Origin of the sequence: Ruegeria sp. HKCCA5426 (assembly GCF_013034585.1) — a bacterium.
In the GTDB taxonomy this organism is placed as follows: Bacteria; Pseudomonadota; Alphaproteobacteria; order Rhodobacterales; family Rhodobacteraceae; genus Ruegeria.
In genome coordinates, this window is sequence record NZ_WQGH01000004.1 from 97,491 (window position 1) to 121,062 (window position 23,572).

A 23,572-nucleotide genomic window follows, 5' to 3' on the forward strand; every position below is an offset into this window, starting at 1 on the left:
GCTGGACCTATCTTCCGCTTCACCCTAGCGTGCGACGAAACAAGGACATGAGGACAGCATGAGCGGCAAGCGCAGCATCTTCGAAGAGGTCTCGGGCGACCAGAAACAAGAGGCAATTCAGCCCGGTATGATCGACCGTGGGCGTGGCGGTGCACGCAAGGCGATCCGGGCTTGGCTGATGATGCTGTTTGCGCTGGTTGTGATCATGATCGGCGTGGGCGGTCTGACGCGACTGACCGACAGCGGCTTGTCGATCACCGAGTGGCGGCCCTTCACCGGGGCAATCCCGCCGATGTCCGAAGCCGACTGGCAGTCCGAGTTCGACAAATACAAGGAAATCGACCAGTGGCGCATCCAGAACCAGTGGATGGAATTGGACGATTTCAAAACGATCTACTGGTGGGAATGGGGCCATCGCCAACTGGGCCGCGTGATTGGTCTGGTCTGGGCAATCGGGTTCTTTGGCTTCCTTATGGCGCGGAAAATTCCAACTGGTTGGACGGGTAAGCTGCTTATACCCGGTGCTTTGGGCGGGGTTCAGGGCGCCGTGGGCTGGTGGATGGTCGCCTCGGGCGTAACGCAGGGCGAGGGTATGACCGCCGTCGCCAGCTATCGTCTGGCTGTGCATCTGGGGCTGGCTTTTGTGATCCTCGGGTTTCTTGCGTGGTACATCTTTGAGCTGGGCCGCGAAGAACGTGATTTGATGCAGGCCCGCCGCGCGAAAGAGGCAAAGCTGTTTTTTCTCTCGACCGGTCTTATGCATTTCGCGTTCCTGCAAATCCTGATCGGCGCTTTGGTGGCCGGGATCGACGCGGGGCGATCCTATACCGACTGGCCTCTGATCGGCGGGCAGCTTTTGCCTCCTGATGCCACCATGCTGGAGCCGATGTGGCGAAACTTCTTCGAAAGCCCGGGATTGGTGCAGTTCATTCACCGCTGTGCGGGCTACCTGTTGCTGATTTTCGGCGTCATCGTCTGGCGGCGCGGCAGCACCAGTGCGCATCCACAGACGCGGTTCGCCTTCAATGCCGCCTTTGCGGCGCTGGCGCTGCAAGTTGTGATCGGGATTGTCACCGTGGTCTATGCCGCACCATGGCAGATCGCGATTGTCCACCAGTTCATGGCCGTTGTTGTCTGGACCCTGATCCTGCGCGCGCGCTTCCTGACCGCCTATCCAATCGCAGCCTCGATCCGAGGAGTTTGACATGACCGCCTTTGATGACCTGATGGCCTTTCAACGCGAAACCTCGGCGCTGGGGCAGATTGCCGGGCGGCTGGGCTGGGATCAGGAAACGGTGATGCCGCGCGGGGCCGCCCCGCAACGGGCCGAGGAAATGGCTGCGATCGAATCCGTTCTGCACGCCCGCCGATCCGACCCACGCGTGGCCGAGTGGCTGGATCAGGCCGACCCGCAGGATGAGGTCGGCAAGGCACAGATCCGCGAAATTCGCCGGTCTTTTGAGCGCACGGTCAAAGTGCCCGCCGATCTGGCCAAGGCCATCGCCCGCGTGACTTCGTCGGCCCAGGGCACATGGGCGCAGGCACGTGCGGATGAGGACGTAGCGGCGTTTCTGCCTGTGCTGCAAGAGGTCGTCGCCCTGAAACGTGAAGAGGGTGCGGCGCTGGCCCAAGGCGGTGACGTCTATGACGCCATGGTCGAGGATTACGAGCCCTACACAACCGGCACCCAGATTGCCGATATATTCGACCAGATGCGCCCACGTCTGGTGGCCTTACGCGCCGCTGTACTGGACCGCCCTGTGCCGCAGAGCCTGACTGGCACATTTGACGAACTGACCCAGATGCGCCTGTCGCAGAAGCTGGCGACCACCTTTGGTTATGACCTGAACACAGGTCGTGTGGACAAGGCTGTGCACCCATTCAGCTCGGGTAGTGGACTGGATGTGCGTATCACCACCCGTACCAGTGAAACTGACCCGTTCAACTGTTTCTACTCGACCATTCACGAGGTCGGCCACGCCGCCTATGAACAAGGCATCGATCAAGCCTATGCGTTGACCCCGCTGGGCAGTGGGGTGTCGATGGGTGTGCATGAAAGCCAAAGCCGGATTTACGAAAACCAATTGGGCCGATCCCGCGCCTTTACCGGTTGGTTGTTCGCTCAGATGACAGCAGCCTTTGGCGATTTCGGGATCAGCGACGCCGACGCCTTCTACGCCACCGTAAACGGCGTCCATAACGGGTACATCCGGACCGAGGCGGATGAGGTGCAATATAACCTGCACATCATGCTGCGCTTTGATCTGGAGCGCGCCCTGATGGCCGGGGACTTGCAGGTCAGCGATCTGGAAGCTGCGTGGAATGACCGGTTCAAGGCCGATTTCGGCTATGCGGTCGACAAGCCGTCTAATGGTTGTCTGCAGGATGTGCACTGGTCGGTGGGGCTGTTTGGCTATTTCCCGACTTATGCACTGGGTAATGTCTATGCCGGATGCCTTTACCAGACCCTGCGCGCGGCGCTGCCTGATCTGGATACGCAACTAGCGCAGGGCGATACCTCGGGCGCAACGGGGTGGCTGCGCGAAAATCTACAGCAATATGGCGGGCTTTATGCCCCGCGTGACATCATTACCCGTGCAAGCGGGGTTGAGCCGGGGCCAGAGCCTTTGATGGCGTATCTGGAAGACAAATTTGGCGAGATTTACCGCCTGTAGCATGCCCGCTTGAACGCGTAGGCACGTGAATTCCATCCCCCGGTCAATAGAGTGTCCCGGGAACGGATGGAGAGGGGTGTTCGTCTATCCGGAATGCGCTGAAAGCTGAGTAGTGACTGTGGTCCTTTGAATCCGGTCAAGCAGAGCGCGACGTTTAGTGAAAAACCCCGCAGGCTGGCCTACGGGGTCTTACAGATTCTTTTGGGCTAGCTTATTCGTCTTCGTCCTCGTCGCCCTGATCGGCGATCCAGGCGACGCTGACGACTTCTTCGCCCTTGCCGGTATTGAACACCCGTACACCGCCCGCGCTACGCGAGCGGAAGGAAATGCCTTCTACCGGCACACGGATCGACTGGCCCTTGGAAGTGGCCAGCATGATCTGGTCGTCGATTTCAACCGGGAACGATGCCACCAGCTCACCGCCTCGCATGGCCTTGTCCATTGCCGCGACGCCCATGCCGCCGCGCCCGCGCACCGGGTAATCGTGGCTGGAACTCAGCTTGCCCGCGCCCCCCGAGGTGATCGTTAGGATTAGGTTTTCGGCTGCCGACATCTCGGCATAGCGTTCCTGCGTGATCGTACCGGGTGAGGCTTCATCCTCGTCCGTTTCGCCGTCATCGGCGATGCCCGCAACGGCACGGCGCATCTTGAGGTAGGCCGCGCGCTCGTCCGGTCCGGCCACGAAATGGCGGATGACAGACATCGACACAACGCGGTCGCCATTGGTCAGCTTGATACCGCGCACACCGGTCGACTCGCGCGAGTTGAAGACGCGCACATCAGTGGTGCGGAAGCGGATCGCTCGGCCAGAATTGGTGACCAGCATCACATCTTCATCTTCGGAACAGATGCGTGCATTCACCAGTTCAACATCTTCGGGCAGTTTCATCGCAATCTTGCCGTTGCGGCGCACATTGGTGAAATCTGACAGGCGGTTTCGTCGCACGTCGCCTGCGCTGGTGGCGAAGACGATTTGCAGGTTTTCCCATTCGTCGTCCGGCACATCCACTGGCATGATTGCGGCAATCGACACGCCCGTGGGGATCGGCAGGATGTTGACGATCGCCTTGCCCTTTCCGGTGCGGCTGGACTGTGGCAAGCGCCAGGTCTTGAGCTTGTAGACCATCCCCTCGGTGGTGAAGAACAGTAGTTGCGTATGTGTGTTCGCAACGAAGAGGTTGGTAACGACGTCCTCTTCCTTGGTCTGCATCCCTGACAGGCCCTTGCCGCCACGCTTTTGTGCGCGGAAATCAGCCAGCGGCGTTCGCTTGATATAGCCGCCCGAGGTGACGGTCACGACCATGTCTTCGCGCTCAATCAGGTCCTCGTCTTCCATGTCGCCGGACCAGTCGACGATCTCGGTGCGGCGCGGAACGGCGAACTGATCACGCACTTCGCGCAACTCATCGCCGATGATCGACATGATGCGTTCGCGCGAGGAAAGAATATCAAGGTATTCCTTGATCTTGGCGGCCAGTTGCTCCAGCTCATCCGTGACTTCTTTGACGCCCAGTTGGGTCAGGCGTTGCAGGCGCAGTTCAAGGATCGCGCGGGCCTGCACCTCGGTCAGGTTATAGGTGCCATCGTCGTTCATCTTGGACAGAGGATCGTCGATCAGGCGCAGATAGCCTTCGATCTCGGCCGCAGGCCAGCGGCGGGTCATCAGTTTTTCGCGCGCCTCGGCGGCATCGGCTGACGACCGGATGGTGGCAACCACTTCGTCCACGTTCGACACGGCCACGGCCAGACCACACAGGATGTGGCTGCGTTCCCGCGCTTTGCGCAGATCATAGGCGGTGCGGCGGGCGACGACGTCTTCGCGGAAGTCGATGAAGGATGTCAGGAACCGGCGCAGAGTCAGCTGCTCGGGCCGACCACCATTCAACGCCAGCATGTTACAACCGAACGAAGTTTGCATCGGCGAGAAACGGTAAAGCTGGTTCAGAACTACTTCGGGCGTTGCATCGCGTTTCAGTTCCACAACAACCCGTACGCCGTTGCGGTCAGATTCGTCCTGTACGTGCGCCACGCCTTCAATGCGTTTTTCCCGCACGGCCTCGGCGATCTTTTCGATCATCGACGCCTTGTTCACCTGATAGGGGATCTCGTCCACGATGATGGCATAGCGGTCTTTTCGAATTTCCTCGGTCCGCGTTTTGGCGCGGATGATGACACTTCCGCGACCTTCCAGATAGGCTTTGCGCGCACCTGACCGGCCTAGCATCACACCGCCCGTCGGGAAATCGGGGCCGGGGACGTATTCGATCAACTGTTCAGAGGTCAGGTCCGGGTCGTCGATCAGTGCAAGCGTAGCATCGACCACTTCGCCCAGATTGTGTGGCGGGATGTTCGTGGCCATGCCAACGGCGATACCACCGGCGCCGTTGACCAGCATGTTCGGGAACCGCGCGGGCAGGACAGTCGGCTCTTTGTCCTTGCCGTCATAGTTGTCCTGAAAATCGACCGTTTCTTTTTCAATATCGGCCAGCAGGGATGCGGCAGGCTTGTCCATCCGCACTTCGGTATAACGCATGGCCGCCGGGTTATCGCCGTCCATCGAACCAAAGTTGCCCTGACCGTCCAGCAGCGGCAGCGACATCGAGAAATCCTGTGCCATCCGCACCAGCGCGTCATAGATCGCGCTGTCGCCGTGCGGGTGGTACTTACCCATCACATCACCAACGGGACGCGCCGATTTACGATACGCTTTGTCATGCGTGTTCCCGGTTTCGTGCATGGCGTACAGAATTCGCCGATGCACCGGCTTCAAACCATCGCGCAGATCAGGGATCGCACGGGACACGATGACCGACATGGCATAGTCCAGATAGGACGTGCGCATCTCGGATTCGATGGACACCGTCGGACCGTCATAAACGGGACGCTCAGGCGGGGTTTCATCCATGTTTTCTGGGGTTTCTGGCGTATCGCTCACGTAAACTGCCCGATCTTTGGCTTGGGTCTATATCTTGTGTGTGCATCTTATCAGACCCGGCACATAAGGTGCAAGCCAGCTGAGCATTTCCGGCAAAAAACCACAGTAACACCGGAGTAACATATTGTTATTCAATAGTTTGAGGGTTTCCATGTTACCCTAACGAGACCTTGCAAGAAATTGGAGGTCTGCATGGAGCAAAGCGAAACCGAATTAATGCTCAAGGGATATGGGCTGACGACGGCGGAATTCTTCTATCACATGCCCGACTATATCCACGTTCTGAATACGTTCATCTGGCAGGATTACGATCTTGCCCCGGACCACCCGAAACTGTTTGATTTCATCGAATTCTGGCAGCGCGAGATTGAAGGACCGCTGCATTCGGTGAGGTACACGCACCGGAAAATGATTGCCCCCGGAGAATGGCGCAACATGGTCGGTGAATTCAGGATAAACTGAACAGGTATTCTCAACGCGGTTTTATTGAGTAGAGTGGCATGCAAACCGTTTGCCATATGGAAAGTCACAATGTCTCGAATTCTGTATCTCGCTTTTGCCGTCACAATGCTTGGCGGTCCCGTCGCTGCCGAAGGCGTCCTGGATAAAATCAAGAAGGGTGCTGAAAACACTGCAAACGCCATTGGGCGTGGGGCCGAGTCGGTTGGGAACACAGTCGAAAAGGGCGTGAGCGCCGTGGATGACACCATCGACTCCACTGCCGATCTGATGTCGAACGAAGCCACCCCGGAAGAGACACGCGCGAAACTTGACGCCATGGCAAACGAGGTTCTTACCCAGCTTATGGCAGAGAACCCCGAGGCTCAGGCGCTTTACGATGTCAGCGCGGGATATGCGGTTTTTGATTCCAGAAAGGTGACGGTATTTCCGGTGTCCGCCGGATACGGACGCGGTGTGGCCGTGTCGAAAGAGACCGGACAGCACACCTATATGAACATGGGAACCGGAGGGGTCGGTGCCGCGATTGGAATCGGTGGGTTTGAAACCAAGTTCGTTATCCTGTTTGAAACGCAGGCGGATTTGGACAAGTTCATTGACTATGGATACGACGCTACGGCCCAATCGGACGCCATGTACGGTGAAGAACGCACTGACGAGACTCTCAGGTTTACTGATGGTCGTTCCTTCTTTGTCCTTAGCAAGAAGGGGTGGCGCGTTTCGGCAGGGGCGTCGGGAACCAAATACTGGAAATCGCCCGAGTTGAACTGATCAGCCCGAACAGCTTGCGCCGCCCAATACGCAGAACTTGGCGCAGTGCGGGTGGTTCAGGTGCACATCAGCTTCGGCCTCGGCCAATGTCTCACCCATCTCGAATTCCGGTTCGTAGGCCAGCAGGGTGCAGGCAAGCACGGCGGGTTTGTCAGAGCCCTTGCGTTTCACGACCATCCTTGCGTTTGAGCACATGACCGCCTCGGGTGATTTATCCAGAATGCCCCAGCAAGCGGTTGTGATCTCAGGCACTTCGATGGTTTCGTCCATCTCGGGGAACAGAACGGTCCGCGCGGGGTCCTGCGCGTCGATGTCAAAACCATGGGCCTCATAAAATGCGGCATATCCTGCACGGCTTTCTGCGTCGGTATCCCCCCAAACCGAACGCCCGGCCACTGCCATTTGAAACCCGTTGTCGCGTAGCCATTTCATACCTTCAACGGTCTTGTCAAAGCTGCCTTGCCCACGCTCTTCGTCGTGAAGCTCAGGGCGGAAGTGATCGACAGAAATCCGCAAAGTCAGCTTGTTGCCGAAGTCGCGTTGCAGGTCCAACAAGCCTTCGCGGACCTTGGGACGCATCATGGGCTGCATTGCGTTGGTGAGGATCAGAACCTCGAACCCACGTTCAAGCGCGGCGCGCGTCATCCCGATCATTTGGGGATTCATGAAGGGTTCACCGCCGGTGAAGCCTATTTCACGTACCGGCCACGCGCGTTCTTCGATCTGGTCCAGATATGCGCACACCTCATCTGCGGTTATGTAAACCAGCGCGTTGTTGGTCGGGCTGCTTGCGATATAGCAGTTGGTGCATTCGATATTGCACAGCGTGCCAGTATTGAACCAAAGCGTCTGAGGATTCTTCAACGCCACGGATGCACGGGTTTGCCCGTCTGCTGTCACCAATTTGTTCTGAAATTTGCCAATATTGGCGCTTTGAGGGGCGTTGTCTTTCATTCCGGTTTCCGGTTCTTTGAGCTCGTGTGAAAGACTTAGCGCCTTGGCCTGTGTTCGTTAAGTGGGCAGAACCGACCTGACAGAGTTGTGAAGACGCAGATTGCCGCAAATATGGTTGCGCTAACATTGGACATGACCCTAGGGGCAAGGTAAGGAAAACACATGGTTTCTCGTGTCATACCCGTCGACCCCTTTGATCTGGTCATTTTTGGCGGAACCGGTGATCTGGCGCAGCGCAAGATCCTTCCGGCGCTGTTCCGTCGGTTTTGTGCTGGTCAATGGGCCGATGGGGTGCAGATTATTGGCGCCGCCAGAACAAAGCACGACGGCGCAACCTTTCGGCAAGTTGTGGCCGAATCGCTGAAAACGCATGCCTCGGTCCAGTGCAAGGATGCGGCGGCGCTGGCGGCATTTCTTCATTGCGTCGATTACGTTGCACTAGATGATGGTTCCGACGAAGGGTGGTCGACATTGGCGGCCAAGCTTCAGCCCGACAGGGTGCGCGCCTTCTATTTTTCCGTTGGGCCAAGGCTGTTCGGTTCGTTGGCCGAGCGAATTCAGTCACATGATCTTGCGACCGAACAGACCCGAATTGTCGTTGAAAAACCGTTTGGTCACGATTTGGACAGCGCGAAGGTGTTGAACGCGACCTTGGCGGCGCATTTCAGGGAAAAGCAAATCTACCGGATCGACCATTATCTGGGCAAAGAAACGGTTCAGAACTTGATGGCAGTACGGTTCGGAAACATGTTGTTTGAGCCTCTCTGGAACAGCCAGTACGTAGATCACATTCAGATCACCGTGGCCGAATCCGTAGGTATAGACGGGCGGGAAGAGTATTATGAGCGCGCCGGTGCGATGCGCGACATGATGCAGAACCACCTGATGCAGCTTTTGTGCCTGATCGCGATGGAACCGCCGGCGAAATTCGACCCAGACGCCGTGCGAGATGAAAAACTCAAGGTTATCCGCGCCTTGGACCCGGTTGAACCGCACCATATCGTGCGCGGTCAGTTTGAAGGGGGCGGGCCAAGCTACCGTCAGATCGTGGGCAATCCACGATCGACCACTGAAAGTTACGTGGCGCTGCGGGCGCATGTCAGCAACTGGCGATGGGCCGGTACACCGTTTTATTTGCGAACGGGCAAACGGTTGGTGGCGCGCTCGTCGGTCATCAATGTTATGTTTAAGGATGCGCCGCACTCGATCTTTGGTGAACAGGCTGGCCGTCACGCGAATGTCCTGTCGATCCGCCTGCAGCCGAACGAAGGGATCACCCTGAAGGTGACGATCAAGGAGCCTGGGCAGGGGGGCATGCGTCTGGTTGACGTGCCCTTGGACATGAGCTTTGCCGAGGCGCTGGGGCCTGAAAACCAAGAGCCGCCGGACGCATATGAACGGCTGGTGATGGATGTGATCCGCGGCAATCAGACCCTGTTCATGCGCGGCGACGAAGTCGAGGCCGCATGGGCGTGGACCGACCCTATTATTGCGGGTTGGCAGTCGCGTGGGGACGTGCCGAAACCATATGAAAGTGGCAGTACCGGCCCGGGCGACGCCGAACTGCTGATGAAACGGGATGGTCGCCGGTGGCAAGGGATAAACCCATGAAAATACAGGAATACGCCGACAGGGACATGCTGGCCATCGACGTCGCCAACGTCTTGGCCGGAGATCTGGAAGCCGCGTTGCTGCATCACGACATGATTTCGCTGGCGGTTCCCGGCGGCACTACCCCGGGGCCGATTTTTGACGGGTTGTGTGCCGCTGATCTGGAATGGGACAGAGTGTGGATTTTACCGACGGATGAGCGTTGCGTGCCAGGCAGTAGCGACCGATCCAACGAAAAACTGATCCGCGAGCGTCTGCTGACAAATCGCGCATCAGCGGCGCAATATGTTCCGCTGTATCTGGACGGCAAGGACCCCGAGACAGTACTGCCGGAAGTCGAAAGCCTGATCACTCCGGTCCTTCCCCTGTCGGTTCTTGTTCTGGGGATGGGAGAGGACATGCATACGGCGTCACTTTTTCCTGGAATGCAGGGATTGGAAGAGGCCCTTGATAGGCACGCGCCGCCGCTGGCCATCGCCCGGACCGAAGTCCAGCCAGAGGCGCGCATAACCCTGACGGCACCGGTTCTGGACGGGGCCTTGTCCAAACATCTGGTGATCTTCGGGGCTGCAAAGCGCGAGGCGTTGAAACAAGCACTTACCTTGCATCCGGAAGAGGCACCGATCGCAGCGGTGCTAAGTGGGATGACGGTTCACTGGGCGGAGTGACGACAATGAAACTGGATAACCTCAGAACTCTGGCAGCCGGCGCGCAGGACCGCGCGATTTTGGACTTGTTCGAACATTCGGCCGACAGGGCGCGCATTTTCTCGGCTTCGACCGGGGACTTGCTGTTTGATTACTCGAAGACCCAGTTGGATACGACGATCCGCGATGCCCTAATTCAGTTATGCGATGAGGCAGATTTGGCCGACCGTCGCGAGGCGATGTTCAGCGGTACCAAGATCAACGAAACCGAAGGCCGCGCGGTGCTGCACACGGCTCTTCGCAATTTGGACGGTGGCCCGGTAGAAGTTGATGGTCTGGATGTCATGCCTGACGTTTTGGACACGCTTCAACGTATGCGGGTCTTTGCCGAAGAGGTGCGCGGCGGTGCCGTCACCGGGGCAGGGGGCAGCTTTACGGATGTGGTGAATATCGGAATCGGTGGGTCCGATCTGGGTCCGGTTATGGCCACTCATGCTTTGTCCCCGTATCACGATGGGCCAAGGTTGCATTATGTGTCGAACGTGGACGGCGCGCATATCGCCGATACGTTGAGACAACTGGATCCGACGCGAACGCTGGTCATTGTCGCCTCGAAAACCTTCACAACCATTGAGACCATGACCAATGCGCGAACGGCTCGGGCGTGGATGACCGAAGGTGGGGGCGACCCGGCGACACAATTCGCGGCGGTGTCCACCGCTTTGGACAAGACGCAAGCCTTTGGCATTCCCGAAAACAGGGTATTCGGCTTTGCGGATTGGGTCGGCGGAAGGTACTCGGTCTGGGGGCCGGTTGGTTTGCCCGTGATGATCGCCGTCGGATCGAATGCTTTTGATGCCTTCTTGCGGGGCGGTCAGGCCATGGATGTGCATTTCCGAGCGGCTGACTGGGGTGAAAACATGCCTGTCATGCTGGCGCTCGTCGGTATTTGGCATCGGCAAGTTCTTGGCCATGCCAGCCGTGCGGTTCTGCCTTATGATCAGCGGTTGTTGCGGTTGGCCGCGTATTTTCAGCAACTCGAGATGGAGTCGAACGGAAAATCCGTGGCGATGGATGGCACAGCGTTGGCGGTTCCTTCAGGGCCGGTTGTCTGGGGCGAGCCCGGAACCAATGGGCAGCACGCTTTCTATCAATTGATCCACCAAGGTACCGACGTTATTCCCTGCGAATTCATGGTTGCAGCCGAAGGGCACGAGCCGGAGCTTTCGCATCACCACCGTCTATTGTTGGCGAATTGTTTGGCTCAATCCGAGGCGTTGATGCGAGGGCGTTCGCTGCCCGAAGCACGGCAACGCATGGCCGCGAAGGGGTTGGAAGGCACCGAGCTGGAACGTCAGGCCCGCCACCGGGTCTTTTCCGGAAACCGACCGTCAACCACATTGATATACCCAAAACTTACGCCGTTTGTTTTGGGGCAGATAATCGCGCTGTATGAACATCGTGTATTTGTCGAAGGTGTGCTGTTGGGAATTAACTCGTTTGACCAATGGGGTGTCGAACTAGGTAAGGAACTGGCAACATCGCTTGGCCCGATCGTGGAAGGTGAGGAATCGGCGTCTGAAAAGGATGGTTCGACCGCCGCGTTGGTGGCGTATGTGATGCGCCATCGGGACTGAGGAAAAAACTTCTTTTTGCCGCAGCGGAAAGCTGCATTCTATTATTGTCAGCAAATTAAATGCTTGGCAGGGTGGGTCCCCTAACAGATGCCCTGCTGGTCGTTGCAGGGGGCGGAACAAATGCACTGTCGCAAAGAAATGGTGCAACTACAGGGAGGATGTCCATGCTGGGACAAATGATGACGCAGCCGCTGCTGATCTCGTCACTGATTGAACACGCGGATCGCTATCATGGTCAGACCGAGATCATCTCGGTTGAGACCGACGGGTCCGTGACCGAAAGCACTTGGTCACAAGTGGCGGTGAATGCGCGAAAGCTGGCGTCAGCCTTGACCAAACTGGACCTCAAACCGCAAGCGCGTATCGGGACACTGGCGTGGAACAATCGGCGGCACCTGGAAATATACTATGGAACTTCTGGTGCAGGCTTTGTGTGTCACACGATCAACCCCAGACTGTTTCCCGAACAGCTCACCTACATCATCAACCACGCGAAAGACCGGGTTCTGTTCTTTGACGCGACCTTTATTCCGCTGGTTGCGGCGATCAAAGAACATCTGACCGAAGTTCAGCATTTCGTGCTGATGGGGCCAAGGAACGATGACGCGATCGCGCAGGTTCCCGGTGTTCAGTTCTATGATGAACTGATCGAAGCAGGTGATGAAGGGTTCCAATGGCCCAGCTTTGACGAAAACACTGCGTCCAGCCTGTGTTACACATCCGGCACAACGGGAAATCCGAAGGGCGTGTTGTATTCCCACCGTTCGACCGTGTTGCATAGCTTCGGTTCGAATACGCGGGATGTCATCGGGTACTCCGCCGTGGACGTTGTGATGCCGGTGGTGCCGATGTTCCATGTGAATGCGTGGGGGTCGCCTTATGCCTGCGCGATGTCAGGTTCACGAATGGTTCTGCCCGGACCGGATCTGCATGGTGAGGCGTTGGTGAACCTGATTGACACCTACGGCGTTACACTGGCGATGGGTGTTCCGACGATCTGGCAGGGTTTGTTGGCCCACGCAGGGAAGTCGGGCAGTAAACTTACCAGTCTGGAGCGAACGGTTATCGGCGGCGCGGCCTGCCCACCCTCGATGATCGAAACATTCCGTGACACCTATGATGTAGACACTGTTCACGCCTGGGGCATGAGCGAGATGAGCCCGTTGGGTACGGCGAATCAACCCATGGCGAAACACGCTGATCTGCCGATTAAACAGCAGCACAAGCTGCGCGAGAGTCAGGGCCGGCCGTGCTATGGCGTCGAACTGAAAATCGTTGACGATGACGGCAATGAACTGCCCCGCGATGGTGAAACTCAGGGTGATTTGCTGGTTCGCGGGTATTGGGTGCTGGACAGCTATTTTGAACTGCAGGATCAGAACCTGCTGCAGGATGGCTGGTTCGCCACTGGCGATGTGGCGACTTTGGATGCCGACGGGTACATGACCATCCGTGACCGATCCAAGGATATCATTAAATCTGGTGGCGAATGGATCAGTTCAGTTGAGTTGGAGAATATCGCCGTTGCCCATCCCAAGCTTGCGACGGCCGCTGTGATCGGTGTTCCGCACCCCAAGTGGGACGAGCGTCCTCTATTGGTTGCGGTAAAGGCCGAGGGGCAGGACCCGTCGGAGGACGAACTGCTGTCATACTTCGACGGCAAAATTGCCAAATGGCAGATTCCTGACAAGGTTGTCTTTGTGGACGCGCTGCCACTGAACGCTACGGGCAAGGTGCTTAAGCGCAACCTTCGTGCGGACTTTTCGGATGCCCTTACGGGCTAAGTATTTGAAATAAGGGAAAATGACTCCGGCGGTAGGGATCGAACCTACGACCAATTGATTAACGGATCGTTGGCTCGAATTTGGGGAACACCGGCATCGCCATAAAATAAGGGGTTTCGCTGGGTTTAGGATGTCTGGCGAAACACCCAAAGTTGCACTGCGTTGCACACAATTGCCAGCCGTTGCCGTTTTTCCTGGCAAAATTTTGGCAATGATACGTTGCCAAAAATCTGACAGAACATGTCGTCCCTACTGCGTGGGAGTCCTGGCGATAGGCCGAGAATGTCTTGTCTGATGGTCCGAGTTTGGCTCCGGCGGTAGGGATCGAACCTACGACCCAGCGATTAACAGTCGCTTGCTCTACCTCTGAGCTACGCCGGAACTGAGGAGCGTGTATCAACAGGTAAAGTGGAGGTCCAGACGCAAAAACGCTTTTTTGTAGGCGAAGCACACGGCTTCTCATCCGATACGGATGCGACTCGGTACAGACCTTCCTCTACAGCGTGGTCAGTGGCCTCTTTGAGCGCATGGCAGACATTGTTCAATGTGTTCGACAACCTCATGTTTTACGAAAGTGACAAGTCACCGCGTTAGTACTAGGTTGAGACATAAATATTCAAATGTTTAACTGCCCAGTTTCTCAGCTTCACCCAGCGCGAGTTTCATATGTCCAAGTTCAAATTTCCTACCGCCTTTACCATTCTGTTCATACTGATTGCCGTCGTGGCCGCCCTTACATGGGTTATTCCGGCCGGTGAGTACGACCGTCAGATGAACGAAGCTCTGGGCAGCGAAGCGCCTGTCCCGGGCACCTACCACGAAGTCGAGCCGAACCCCCAAGGACTTACGGCAGTTATCCTTGCCCCGATTGCAGGTATGTACGATCCCGGTCTTCTGGGAAGTTCATCCAGCGCGGCGATTGATGTCGCTTTGTTTGTTTTAGTCATCGGCGGTTTCCTGATGGTTGTAACCAAGACAGGAGCTATCGACGCCGGCATCGGTTGGTTGCTGCACAGGTTGGCCGGGCGGGAAATCCTGATGATCCCAATCCTGATGGTCGCCTTTGCCTTTGGCGGGACAAGCTATGGCATGGCGGAAGAATCCCTGGCGTTCTACGCTCTGATTATTCCGGTCTTTATTCGGGCAGGGTACGACTCCTTGACCGGGGTCGCGGTGATCATGCTTGGCGCAGGCATTGGGACCCTGGGCTCAACCTTCAACGCATTTGCAACAGTTGTTGCCTCGCAAGGTGCGGGTATTCCGTTCACTAACGGGATCGTTCTTAGGTTCATTATCCTTATTCTTTGTCTTGCTGCAGGCATCGCATTCGTCATGCGATACGCATCACGCGTGAAAGCCGACCCGTCATTGTCCGTGGTGGCCGATCAGGTCGAGGAAAACCGGGCGCATTTCCTAAAGGGTTTGGAAAGCAATGATACGTTCCCCGAGATGACCAAGACGCGTTCGATCATTCTGGTTCTTTTCGGGATTACCTTCGCCATTATGATCTATGGTGTTGTCGCGCTGGGGTGGTGGATGGCGGAAATGTCCGGTCTCTTCCTGGTGATGTCCATCATCGTTTGGTGGGTCGGGAAAACGGATGAAGGGTCTAGAATGGACGAAGGGACTTTTGTGGAAACCTTCGTCGACGGAGCGCGCGATTTGCTGGGCGTTGCCCTGATCATTGGCGTCGCGCGCGGCGTGGTCGTGATTATGGACGCGGGCAAAATCACCGACACAATCCTCGCCGGAGCCGAGGGGTTTGTCTCGGGGCTGAGCGAGTTCGCCTTTATCAACGCGATGTTTGGCATTCAGATCTTGATGTCATTCCTGGTGCCGTCCTCGTCTGGGCTGGCCACGCTTTCGATGCCGATCATGGCGCCACTGGCAGACTTTGCAGGCGTCGGTCGTGACCTTGTGGTTACTGCGTACCAGTCAGCAAACGGATGGGTGAACCTGTTCAACCCGACATTTGCCGTCGTCATGGGTGGGCTAGCCATTGGCCGTGTCTCCTATGACCGGTGGCTACGTTTTGTTTTCCCGCTGCTCGTAATTCTGGCCGTGATCATCTGCGCCGCACTTACCGTTGGGGCCATAACTGATCCGGGGATCGACGGGCCCACAACCGAGACTTCAGACACAACATCGAACTGAGCCGTCGCAATGACCGATCGCTCCGCTCCAGAGACGACTTCGACATCGGGTGCGCTAGGGCTGACGGCCTGTATCGCTTTGGTTGTCGGAAACATGATCGGGTCGGGAGTGTTCCTTCTACCAGCGTCACTTGCACCGTACGGGCCAATCGCAATTGGTGGGTGGATTCTGACTTCGGCGGGGGCGCTTGTTCTCGCGATCATTTTCGGAAGGCTGTCTCGCGTCGTTTCGAAACCCGGTGGCCCCTATGCCTATTCGCAAGAAGCATTCGGAGACTTTGCAGGCTTCATAATTGCCTGGGGGTACTGGATCGCACTTTGGACTGGGAACGCAGCTGTTGCTGTCGCGTTGGTGGGATATCTGGGATTCCTGTTCCCGATTATCATCGAAGTGCCAATGTACGGCCTATCGACCGCGTTGGTTGCAATCTGGACGCTCACCTTGGTTAACATCCGAGGGGTCGAAGGGGCTGGTTTGGTTCAGATCGTGACCACCGTGCTCAAGCTCGCTCCGCTGATATTGATTGGCATATTGGGTATCTTCTGGATCAACACTGAGAACTATGTTCCGGTCAATCAAAGCGGCACCACGGCGTTTACGGCGATTTCCGCCGCGGCTGCTCTGACGCTTTGGGCTTACTTGGGCCTTGAATCTGCAACAGTTCCCTCTGGCGATGTTATCGAGCCGGAAAAGACCATTCCACGCGCCACCGTGATCGGCGTGATTATCGCGGCAAGCGTCTATATCTCGGTAACCGCCGTTTCGATGGGCGTCATTCCTGCCGAGTTGCTCGCTGTTTCCGCCGCACCTCTGGCAGCCGTCGGTGAGGTGATGTTTGGTCCCGTTGGTGGTGTCCTTGTTGCAGTGGGTGCGGTGATTTCGACCTTTGGCACTTTGAACGGCTTTACACTGCTCAGTGGCCAGGTCCCTTACGGTGCTGCCTTGGATCGCGTCTTCCCTGCAGCCTTGGGCCAAAAATCCAAATTTGGAACGCCAGCCAATGCGTTAATCCTGTCAAATGCGCTGGCTTCGGTTCTGATCATCATAAACTATGCGCAAGGGCTGGTCGCCGCATTCAACTTTGTCATTCTGCTCGCCGTTGTCGCCAGCCTGTTGCCTTATGCCATCTGCTCTGTGGCGGAGATTATGATCCGGCTGAAAGGCGGGCAGGTCCTGCACGGCCCGGAATTGGCCAAGGTCGTCGTGCTGGGCGCACTTGGGTTCATTTATTCGGTCTGGGCCTTCATTGGCTCAGGCGCTGAAACCGTTTTGGTTGGCTCGGTCCTGTTGCTTATGGGCGTGCCAATCCATGTCTGGGTCCGCTGGAGTCAGGCCAATGATATTGAAGACATTCAGAAAACCGATAGTTCGAAAGGAGAGTTGCAATGAAGCTCGGTGTTCATTCCGAGATCGGAAAGCTCAACAAGGTGATCGTCTCGCGCCCTTCACTGGCGCATGATCGTCTGACACCACGAAACTGCGAAGAGCTTTTGTTCGATGACGTGATCTGGGTCGAGCAGGCCCGCAAGGACCACGCAGAATTCTGTTCCCTGATGCGGGAACGCGGGGTCGAGGTCTACGATATTCAGGATCTGCTCGCCCAAGCTATCGCAGACGACCCCGCAGCGCGCGCCTTCCTGCTGGACCGTCTGATCACGCCCAACATGGTCGGCTTGGGCTTTTCCGTAGAAATGCGTGCCTGGTTGGACGAGATGGATGCCAAGCTGCTTGCTCGCCATATGCTTGGCGGCATCATCTTTGCAGACCTGCCCAAGGGTATGATCGACGAACAGTTCGGTGATCTGGTTTCTCTGGGCGACTTCATCCTTCCCGCCATCCCCAACGCGCAGTTCCAGCGCGACCCCTCTTGCTGGATTTTCGATGGCGTGACGACGAACCCGATGTTCTGGCCTGCTCGTAAGCCAGAAACCCTGATCATGCGTACGGTGTATCGCCACCATAAGATGTTCAAGGACGCCGAGTTCGAGTTCTGGTGGGGCGATAGCGACGACGATTTCGGCCTCGCTTCGGTTGAGGGTGGCGACGTTCAACCGGTGGGCAACGGCACTGTCTTCATAGGTATGGGCGAGCGCACAACCCGGCAGGCCGTCGCTCAGGTTGCGGAAGCGCTGTTCACGAAGGGCGGCGCCGAACGTGTCGTCGCCTGTGCCATGCCAAAAAGCCGCGCGGCCATGCATCTGGATACCGTCTTCACTTGCCTTGACCATGACAAAGTTACTGCATTCTCGGAAGTTGCGGACCAGATCACCTGCATCTCGATCCGTCCGGGTGACCGTGGAGATTTGGATATCCACGTTGAAAAAGGGCACCTGTTCGACGTCTACAAAGAGGCCCTTGGGCTGAACTCGCTGGAAGTCATCTCGACCGGTGGCAACGAATTCCAGGCCGAGCGCGAACAATGGGATGACGGGAATAACGTCGTCGCCCTCTCGCCCGGCGTGGTCGTCGGCTATGCGCGCAACACGTTTACGAACGGCAAGATGCGCGCAGCTGGTGTCGATGTGATCGAAATCTCAGGCCAGGAACTTGGTCGCGGCCGCGGCGGTGGCCACTGCATGACCTGCCCGATCGACCGCGACCCCGCCTATTGAATTTACCAAGGGCGCGCGCCCTTGCGCCCACTGATTTTTTGTTAGGGAGAGACAAAATGGCATTCAATCTAAAAGGCCGTAGCTATCTGAAAATTGCCGATTTCAGCCAGCGTGAAATGCTGTACCTGCTGGATCTGGCCCGTGACCTGAAACGCGCGAAATATGCCCGCGCCGAACAGCCCTCGCTGACCGGCAAGAACATTTGCCTGATCTTCGAGAAAACGTCGACCCGTACCCGCTGTGCATTTGAAGTGGCCGCCTACGATCAGGGTGCAAACATCACCTATCTCGATCCGTCGGGATCGCAGATCGGGCACAAAGAGTCGATGAAAGACACTGCCCGCGTTTTGGGCCGCATGTTCGACGGGATCGAATTCCGCGGTGCGGGTCAGGACATGGTTGAGACGCTGTCTGAATATGCCGGTGTTCCGGTCTATAACGGCCTGACGGATGACTGGCATCCGACCCAGATGCTTGCCGATATGCAGACCATGATCGAGCACGCCGACAAACCCCGCAAGGACATTGTTTATGCATACTCGGGCGATTGTCGGTCGAACATGGGCAACTCGCTGCTGATGTTGGGCGCGATCATGGGCTGCGACGTGCGGATGATTTCGCCGAAAGAAACCCAGCCCCATGACGATGTGCGCGAATTGGCGATAGAGCGGGCTGAAAAGACCGGCGCACGTGTGACCATCACGGACGATACCTCGGCCGTAGAGGGCGCGGATTTCATTCATACCGATGTTTGGGTGTCGATGGGTGAGCCTAAAGAAGTCTGGGCTGAGCGGATCAAGCTGCTGAGCCCTTATCAGGTCAACATGGATCTGATGAAGAAAACCGGCAATCCAGCCGTCAAGTTCATGCACTGCCTGCCCGCCTTCCACAATCTGGAGACCAAGGTCGGTCAGGACATTCACGAACAGTTTGGCATCACCGAGATGGAAGTCACCGAGGAGGTTTTCGAAAGTGATATGAATATCGCGTTCGAGCAAGCCGAAAACCGGATGCACACGATCAAAGCGATCCTCGTCGCGACATTGGGAGCCTGATCCATGGGACGCGTTGTTGTAGCACTTGGCGGCAACGCGCTTCTCAAACGGGGGGAGGCGATGACGGCGGACAATCAGCGCAAGAACGCAAAGATTGCCGCCGAAGCCCTCGCCCCGCTCTGCGAAGCGCACGAAACCGTCATCACTCATGGCAATGGTCCGCAGGTCGGGATGCTGGCCCTGCAAGAGATCATGTATACGGATGTCGAGGAATACCCGCTGGACGTGCTGGTGGGCGAGACGATGGGGATGATTGGCTACATGATCGAGCAGGAGCTTGGGAACATCCTGCCTTTTGAGCATCACATCGCCACCCTCTTGACCATGATCGAGGTCGATCCGAGCGACCCGGCCTTTGACAATCCGACCAAGTTCATCGGGCAGGTTTATTCCGAAGCGGACGCCAAGAAAGAGGCGGCTGACAAGGGCTGGACGGTGAAACCAGATGGCGAGTACTGGCGGCGCGTGGTGCCCTCGCCCCGCCCGAAACGTATCTTTCAGGTCGAACCAATCCGTTGGATCCTGGATAAGGGCGCGACCGTGATCGCTGCTGGCGGAGGCGGCATCCCGACGATGTACCAGGCAGGCGCAGAACGGAAACTGGTCGGGGTCGAAGCCGTAATCGACAAGGATTTCGCCTCGTGCCTACTGGCGCAGAACCTTGGCGCAGATTTCTTTGTCATCGCTACAGATGCAGAAGCCGTGTTCCTGAACTGGGGAACGCCTGACCAAAAAGGTATTCGGTTGATCACCCCCGACGCGTTGGATGAGTACGACTTCCCCGCTGGATCAATGGGTCCCAAGGTGCAGTCCGCACAAGACTTTGTGCGATCCTCGGGCGGTCGGGCCGTTATTTGCGCGCTTGCTGACGTTCCTGCAGCCGTTCGCGGTGAAAAAGGTACGACGGTATCGCTAGAGGCCGGGGAAACACAGTTTCACTAGGCCCGAAGAATAGGCTTTGTTGATTGTAATGCCTTCTATGGGACACCGGGGTCGACACTGCGCGCTGCGCGTCACTAGATCGTGCGTATGGGTTATCAGGCCATAAAATTTAACTTCCTCTGACATCCTTGTGGGCGGAATGCTGGCCAGGCACAATGCAGACCCTCTGCCAAGAAGTTGACAACGAATGGGTGCTTCAGGATGTCCATTCTAGCACCTTCAGTGCCGTTCTAAGCAAAGGTAGCGTCAGAGCCATTTCAGTCCGAACATTTCCTTCAGCGCAGACAACAGAAGCGTGGGCAGTGCGGCGATGAAGAACACTCCGAGCAAATGCGACAGAGGCAGGGAAACTGTTCCAAGCACGAAATGTCCAGCGCCGGTGTAAATGGCGAGAAGAGACAGCAATATGGAAATGCTCACCGCTCCAAGCAAGGTGCGGTTGCCGAGCGGCGACTTGCGGTAGAGCGTGGAGGTCGTTCGGGCGTCGAAAATATGCCAGATCTGGGCAAAGATCAGTGTCATGAACGCTGCTGTCTGGGCGTGTTCCAAGGAGGCGCCTCGTTCGAGAAACTCCTGGAAGACATAAAAGGTCAGCAGGCCGAGCAGCGTTCCCCGGATCAGGATCCGCTCCTTCATTCCGCCGCCGAACAGATTATCGTCGCGCGGGCGCGGTGGGCGCTGCATCAGGTCGGGTTCCGCTTTCTCGAAGCCGAGTGTCAGAGCCGGTAGCCCATCCGATACAAGATTCACCCAGAGGATCATCAGCGGTGTGATCGGCAGGAGCGGGTCTGCTCCCATCAGTAGGAAGGCGAACAGGATCGTTGAGACCTCGGCCACGTTGGCGGTGAGCGCCTGCCGAATGAATTTCAACAGATTGTCGAAGATGCGCCGGCCTTCGCGGACTGCCGTCACGATGGTGGAGAAATTGTCATCGAGCAGCACGAGGGCAGCGCTGTCCTTGGCGACCTGCGTGCCGGTGATGCCCATGGCGACACCAATATCCGCCGCTCGCAGAGCGGGCGCGTCGTTGACGCCATCCCCGGTCATTGCCGCCACCTCGCCATTCTCCTGCAGGGCATTGACGATGCGCAGCTTGTGCTCCGGGGTCACCCGGGCAAAGACGGCCGCGTGCTGCACCATCTCTTTCAAATCCTGATCGCTCATCTGGTCGAGCTCGACCCCGGTATGAACCGTCTGCGCGTCGCTGGTGCGAATGCCGATCTGTTCCGCAATCGCTTGGGCGGTCACGGCGTGGTCGCCGGTGATCATCACCGATCGGATGCCGGCCCCGGTTGCCTCCGAAACGGCGATGGGTACTTCGCTGCGCGGCGGGTCCATGATGCCGTGAATGCCAAGCAGTACGATCCGCTGCTCGGGATCGGCATGGTCCAGATCCTCTTCTGCCACCTCCCGATAAGCCACGGCGAGGGTCCGGAGCGCCTTCTCGCCGAAACTGTCGATCACCGCCTCGATCTCTTCCCGCAAAGCCGGGGAGATCTCAAGCGTTTCCCCGGCCATGCGGACATGGCTCGCCCTTGACAGGATCACATCAGGCGCCCCCTTGGCGCCGAGTACAGTGCGCCCATCCGGCAATCGAGCGAAGACAGACATCATCTTGCGCGTTGAATCGAAGGGGAATTGCTGAAGCGCCTCGACCCGCGCTTCTGTCAACTTCTCGCGGGAAATCCCGACCTTGGCCGCGGCCACGACGAGAGCGCCCTCAGTCGGGTTGCCCTGGATCGCCGGGCGCCCGTCAGCCTCGACCATACGCGCATCGTTGCAATAGGCGGAGACGGCCAGCATCTGCCGAAGATCCGTTTCGGCCTCGATCTCGGCCACGCTGCCGTCTTCGGAACGGAACTCGCCATGCGGATCGAACCCCTCGCCGGTCACTTCCCAGTCCTTGCCACCGGCCCAGCATTGCATCACCTGCATTTGGTTCTGCGTGAGCGTGCCGGTCTTGTCTGAACAGATCACCGAGGTCGCGCCGAGCGTTTCTACAGAGGAAAGCCGTCGCGCCAAGGCGTTGCTGGCAACCATGTTTTGTGATCCCAGCGTCAGAACGATGGTGACTACTGTCGGCAGGCCCTCCGGGATCGCCGCGACCGACAGCGAGATTGCCGTGTTCAGCATCTCAGCCGCATCCATTCCATTGACCACGCCAATGCCGATCACGATGGCGACCACGATCAGGGCCGCCATGATCAGCACCTTGGAAAGGCCCTCGATCTTGAGTTGCAGCGGGGTCTTTGGCTCTTTCGCAGAGGACATGAGGGCAGCGATGTGACCGACCTCGGTCTCCATTCCGGTGCCCACGACAATGCCTTCACCAGCGCCGCCAGTGACCTGCGTGCTCATGAAGCCCATATTCAGACGATCGGCCAAAACGACGTCTTCGTCCTCGATCGGATCGGCATGTTTGTCGACCGGTTCGGATTCTCCCGTCAACGCGGCCTCGTCGACCTGCATCCGGCTGGCGGTGACAAAGCGAATGTCGGCGGCCAGAATGTCACCGGCTTTTACTCGCAGAATATCGCCCGGCACGAGATCCGCCGCCGGTACCTCGACGATCTCGCCGCCGCGGCGCACGAAGGCCTGCGGTGCAGACATCTCCCGCAGGGCTGCCAAGGACTGCTCGGCCTTATATTCCTGCCAGAAGGAGATGAAGGCGTTAAAGACGGCGATCGCGAATATCGCAATCGCATCAACCCAATGCCCCGTATAGGCCGAGACAAGAGCACCTGCTATCAGGATGATCAGCAGCGGGCTTGCGAATTGCCGCAGGAGCATCTTCCATGGCGGAACTGTTGCAGTCTCTTCCAAGCGGTTTGGACCGTGTGTTGAAAGCCGCTTGGCCACCTCGTCCGGATTCAATCCCGTCTCAGGGTTCACGCCGAGGTTTTCGGCGACCGCTCTACCGTCCAACACCCAAGGTGCGTTCACGTTTCCAAGAACCGATGGGGTTGTCTGTGCGAAACCTGACATTCTCAACTCCGAATGAGCAATTGCGTGAACGGATTAGTCTTGGGGTGCCAGTGCCCATTCTCAGCCAATGAGCCAACCTGCGCAGTTCATTGACGGTTCTCCAATTTGTGATGCGCACGCCTTTATCCAGATACCAGCAGCGACGGAGCTTTGTCATCTGCAAAATCGAGAAAGGTCAGAAAAGCAGATGTCCGCCATTGAATGGAATACGCCCAGCCTAGAGAGACCGCGGTTAGCCGACATTTAGGCTCTTCCTGTCAAGGGCAGCAATGTCCGCGCAGCGATCATTGACGAATTTTTGACCAGCGTCTGCTTTCGCCCAAAGGAGTCATTGAGAGCTGAAAGTTCGGT

At 57.4% G+C, this 23,572-nt stretch carries 16 protein-coding genes and 1 tRNA gene; 13 read left to right on the top strand and 4 right to left on the bottom strand.

What is annotated here, in order from left to right:
* Positions 1–58 precede the first annotated feature (58 nt).
* Both ctaA and GOV87_RS07765 read left to right on the top strand, forming a co-directional pair.
* The gene (gene ctaA / locus GOV87_RS07760) at positions 59–1,204 is read left to right on the top strand and encodes a heme A synthase (protein ID WP_171211383.1); all 1,146 of its coding nucleotides are present in this window, start codon (positions 59–61) and stop codon (positions 1,202–1,204) included.
* A 1-nt stretch (position 1,205) separates the two neighbouring features.
* Positions 1,206–2,675 carry a carboxypeptidase M32 gene (locus tag GOV87_RS07765; RefSeq protein WP_171211384.1) on the top strand — a complete coding sequence of 490 codons (1,470 nt, stop codon included), beginning with the start codon at positions 1,206–1,208 and terminating at the stop codon, positions 2,673–2,675.
* Between the two features lie 211 nt (positions 2,676–2,886).
* On the opposite strand, the gene gyrA is transcribed toward GOV87_RS07765, so the two are convergent.
* The gene (gyrA, locus tag GOV87_RS07770) at positions 2,887–5,610 is read right to left on the bottom strand and encodes a DNA gyrase subunit A (RefSeq protein ID WP_171211385.1); all 2,724 of its coding nucleotides are present in this window, start codon (positions 5,608–5,610) and stop codon (positions 2,887–2,889) included.
* 192 nt (positions 5,611–5,802) lie between these two features.
* On the opposite strand from gyrA, the gene GOV87_RS07775 reads away from it, so the two are divergent.
* A complete protein-coding gene (locus GOV87_RS07775; protein ID WP_171121572.1) occupies positions 5,803–6,072 on the top strand; it encodes an usg protein in 270 nt (89 codons plus the stop codon).
* 69 nt (positions 6,073–6,141) lie between these two features.
* Positions 6,142–6,840 (top strand): hypothetical protein, encoded by a 699-nt coding sequence (locus GOV87_RS07780; protein WP_171211386.1) that lies wholly within the window; start codon positions 6,142–6,144, stop codon positions 6,838–6,840.
* Here GOV87_RS07780 and GOV87_RS07785 read toward each other — a convergent pair whose 3' ends face one another.
* Positions 6,841–7,794, bottom strand: a complete 954-nt coding sequence (locus GOV87_RS07785) for a radical SAM protein (RefSeq protein ID WP_171211387.1) — start codon at positions 7,792–7,794, stop codon at positions 6,841–6,843.
* A gap of 162 nt (positions 7,795–7,956) precedes the next feature.
* Here GOV87_RS07785 and zwf point away from each other — a divergent pair, with 162 nt between their 5' ends.
* The 4 genes from zwf to GOV87_RS07805 all read left to right on the top strand — a co-directional run bounded on the left by zwf (position 7,957) and on the right by GOV87_RS07805 (position 13,473).
* Positions 7,957–9,405 (top strand): glucose-6-phosphate dehydrogenase, encoded by a 1,449-nt coding sequence (zwf, locus tag GOV87_RS07790; RefSeq protein ID WP_171211388.1) that lies wholly within the window; start codon positions 7,957–7,959, stop codon positions 9,403–9,405.
* The gene (gene pgl, locus GOV87_RS07795) at positions 9,402–10,073 is read left to right on the top strand and encodes a 6-phosphogluconolactonase (RefSeq protein WP_171211389.1); all 672 of its coding nucleotides are present in this window, start codon (positions 9,402–9,404) and stop codon (positions 10,071–10,073) included. The genes zwf and pgl overlap by 4 nt, the downstream gene beginning before the upstream one ends.
* Before the next feature lie 5 nt (positions 10,074–10,078).
* On the top strand, positions 10,079–11,689 hold the full coding sequence (gene pgi / locus GOV87_RS07800) for a glucose-6-phosphate isomerase (protein ID WP_171211390.1): 1,611 nt from the start codon (positions 10,079–10,081) through the stop codon (positions 11,687–11,689).
* 164 nt (positions 11,690–11,853) lie between these two features.
* Positions 11,854–13,473 (top strand): long-chain-fatty-acid--CoA ligase, encoded by a 1,620-nt coding sequence (locus tag GOV87_RS07805; RefSeq protein ID WP_171211391.1) that lies wholly within the window; start codon positions 11,854–11,856, stop codon positions 13,471–13,473.
* Between the two features lie 306 nt (positions 13,474–13,779).
* On the opposite strand, the gene GOV87_RS07810 is transcribed toward GOV87_RS07805, so the two are convergent.
* Positions 13,780–13,854: transfer RNA gene (locus GOV87_RS07810), tRNA-Asn, on the bottom strand.
* 285 nt (positions 13,855–14,139) lie between these two features.
* Between GOV87_RS07810 and GOV87_RS07815 the strand changes: the two genes are divergently transcribed.
* From GOV87_RS07815 to arcC, 5 genes are read left to right on the top strand one after another with little or no spacing between them, the layout of a single operon-like run.
* A complete protein-coding gene (locus GOV87_RS07815; RefSeq protein ID WP_170654237.1) occupies positions 14,140–15,627 on the top strand; it encodes a YfcC family protein in 1,488 nt (495 codons plus the stop codon).
* Positions 15,628–15,636: 9 nt separating this feature from the next.
* Positions 15,637–17,016, top strand: coding sequence for an amino acid permease (locus GOV87_RS07820; RefSeq protein WP_171211392.1), 1,380 nt, complete (start codon positions 15,637–15,639; stop codon positions 17,014–17,016).
* Positions 17,013–18,239 carry an arginine deiminase gene (locus tag GOV87_RS07825; protein WP_170654233.1) on the top strand — a complete coding sequence of 409 codons (1,227 nt, stop codon included), beginning with the start codon at positions 17,013–17,015 and terminating at the stop codon, positions 18,237–18,239. Before GOV87_RS07820 ends, GOV87_RS07825 begins: the two co-directional genes overlap by 4 nt.
* Positions 18,240–18,295: 56 nt before the next feature.
* Entirely contained in the window at positions 18,296–19,294 is a 999-nt protein-coding gene (argF, locus tag GOV87_RS07830) for an ornithine carbamoyltransferase (RefSeq protein ID WP_170654231.1), read from the top strand.
* Positions 19,295–19,297: 3 nt separating this feature from the next.
* Entirely contained in the window at positions 19,298–20,236 is a 939-nt protein-coding gene (gene arcC, locus GOV87_RS07835; RefSeq protein WP_171211393.1) for a carbamate kinase, read from the top strand.
* 246 nt (positions 20,237–20,482) lie between these two features.
* On the opposite strand, the gene GOV87_RS07840 is transcribed toward arcC, so the two are convergent.
* Positions 20,483–23,221: a cation-translocating P-type ATPase gene (locus GOV87_RS07840; protein ID WP_171211394.1), complete on the bottom strand. Its 2,739-nt coding sequence runs from the start codon at positions 23,219–23,221 to the stop codon at positions 20,483–20,485.
* Between the last annotated feature and the right edge of the window lie 351 nt (positions 23,222–23,572).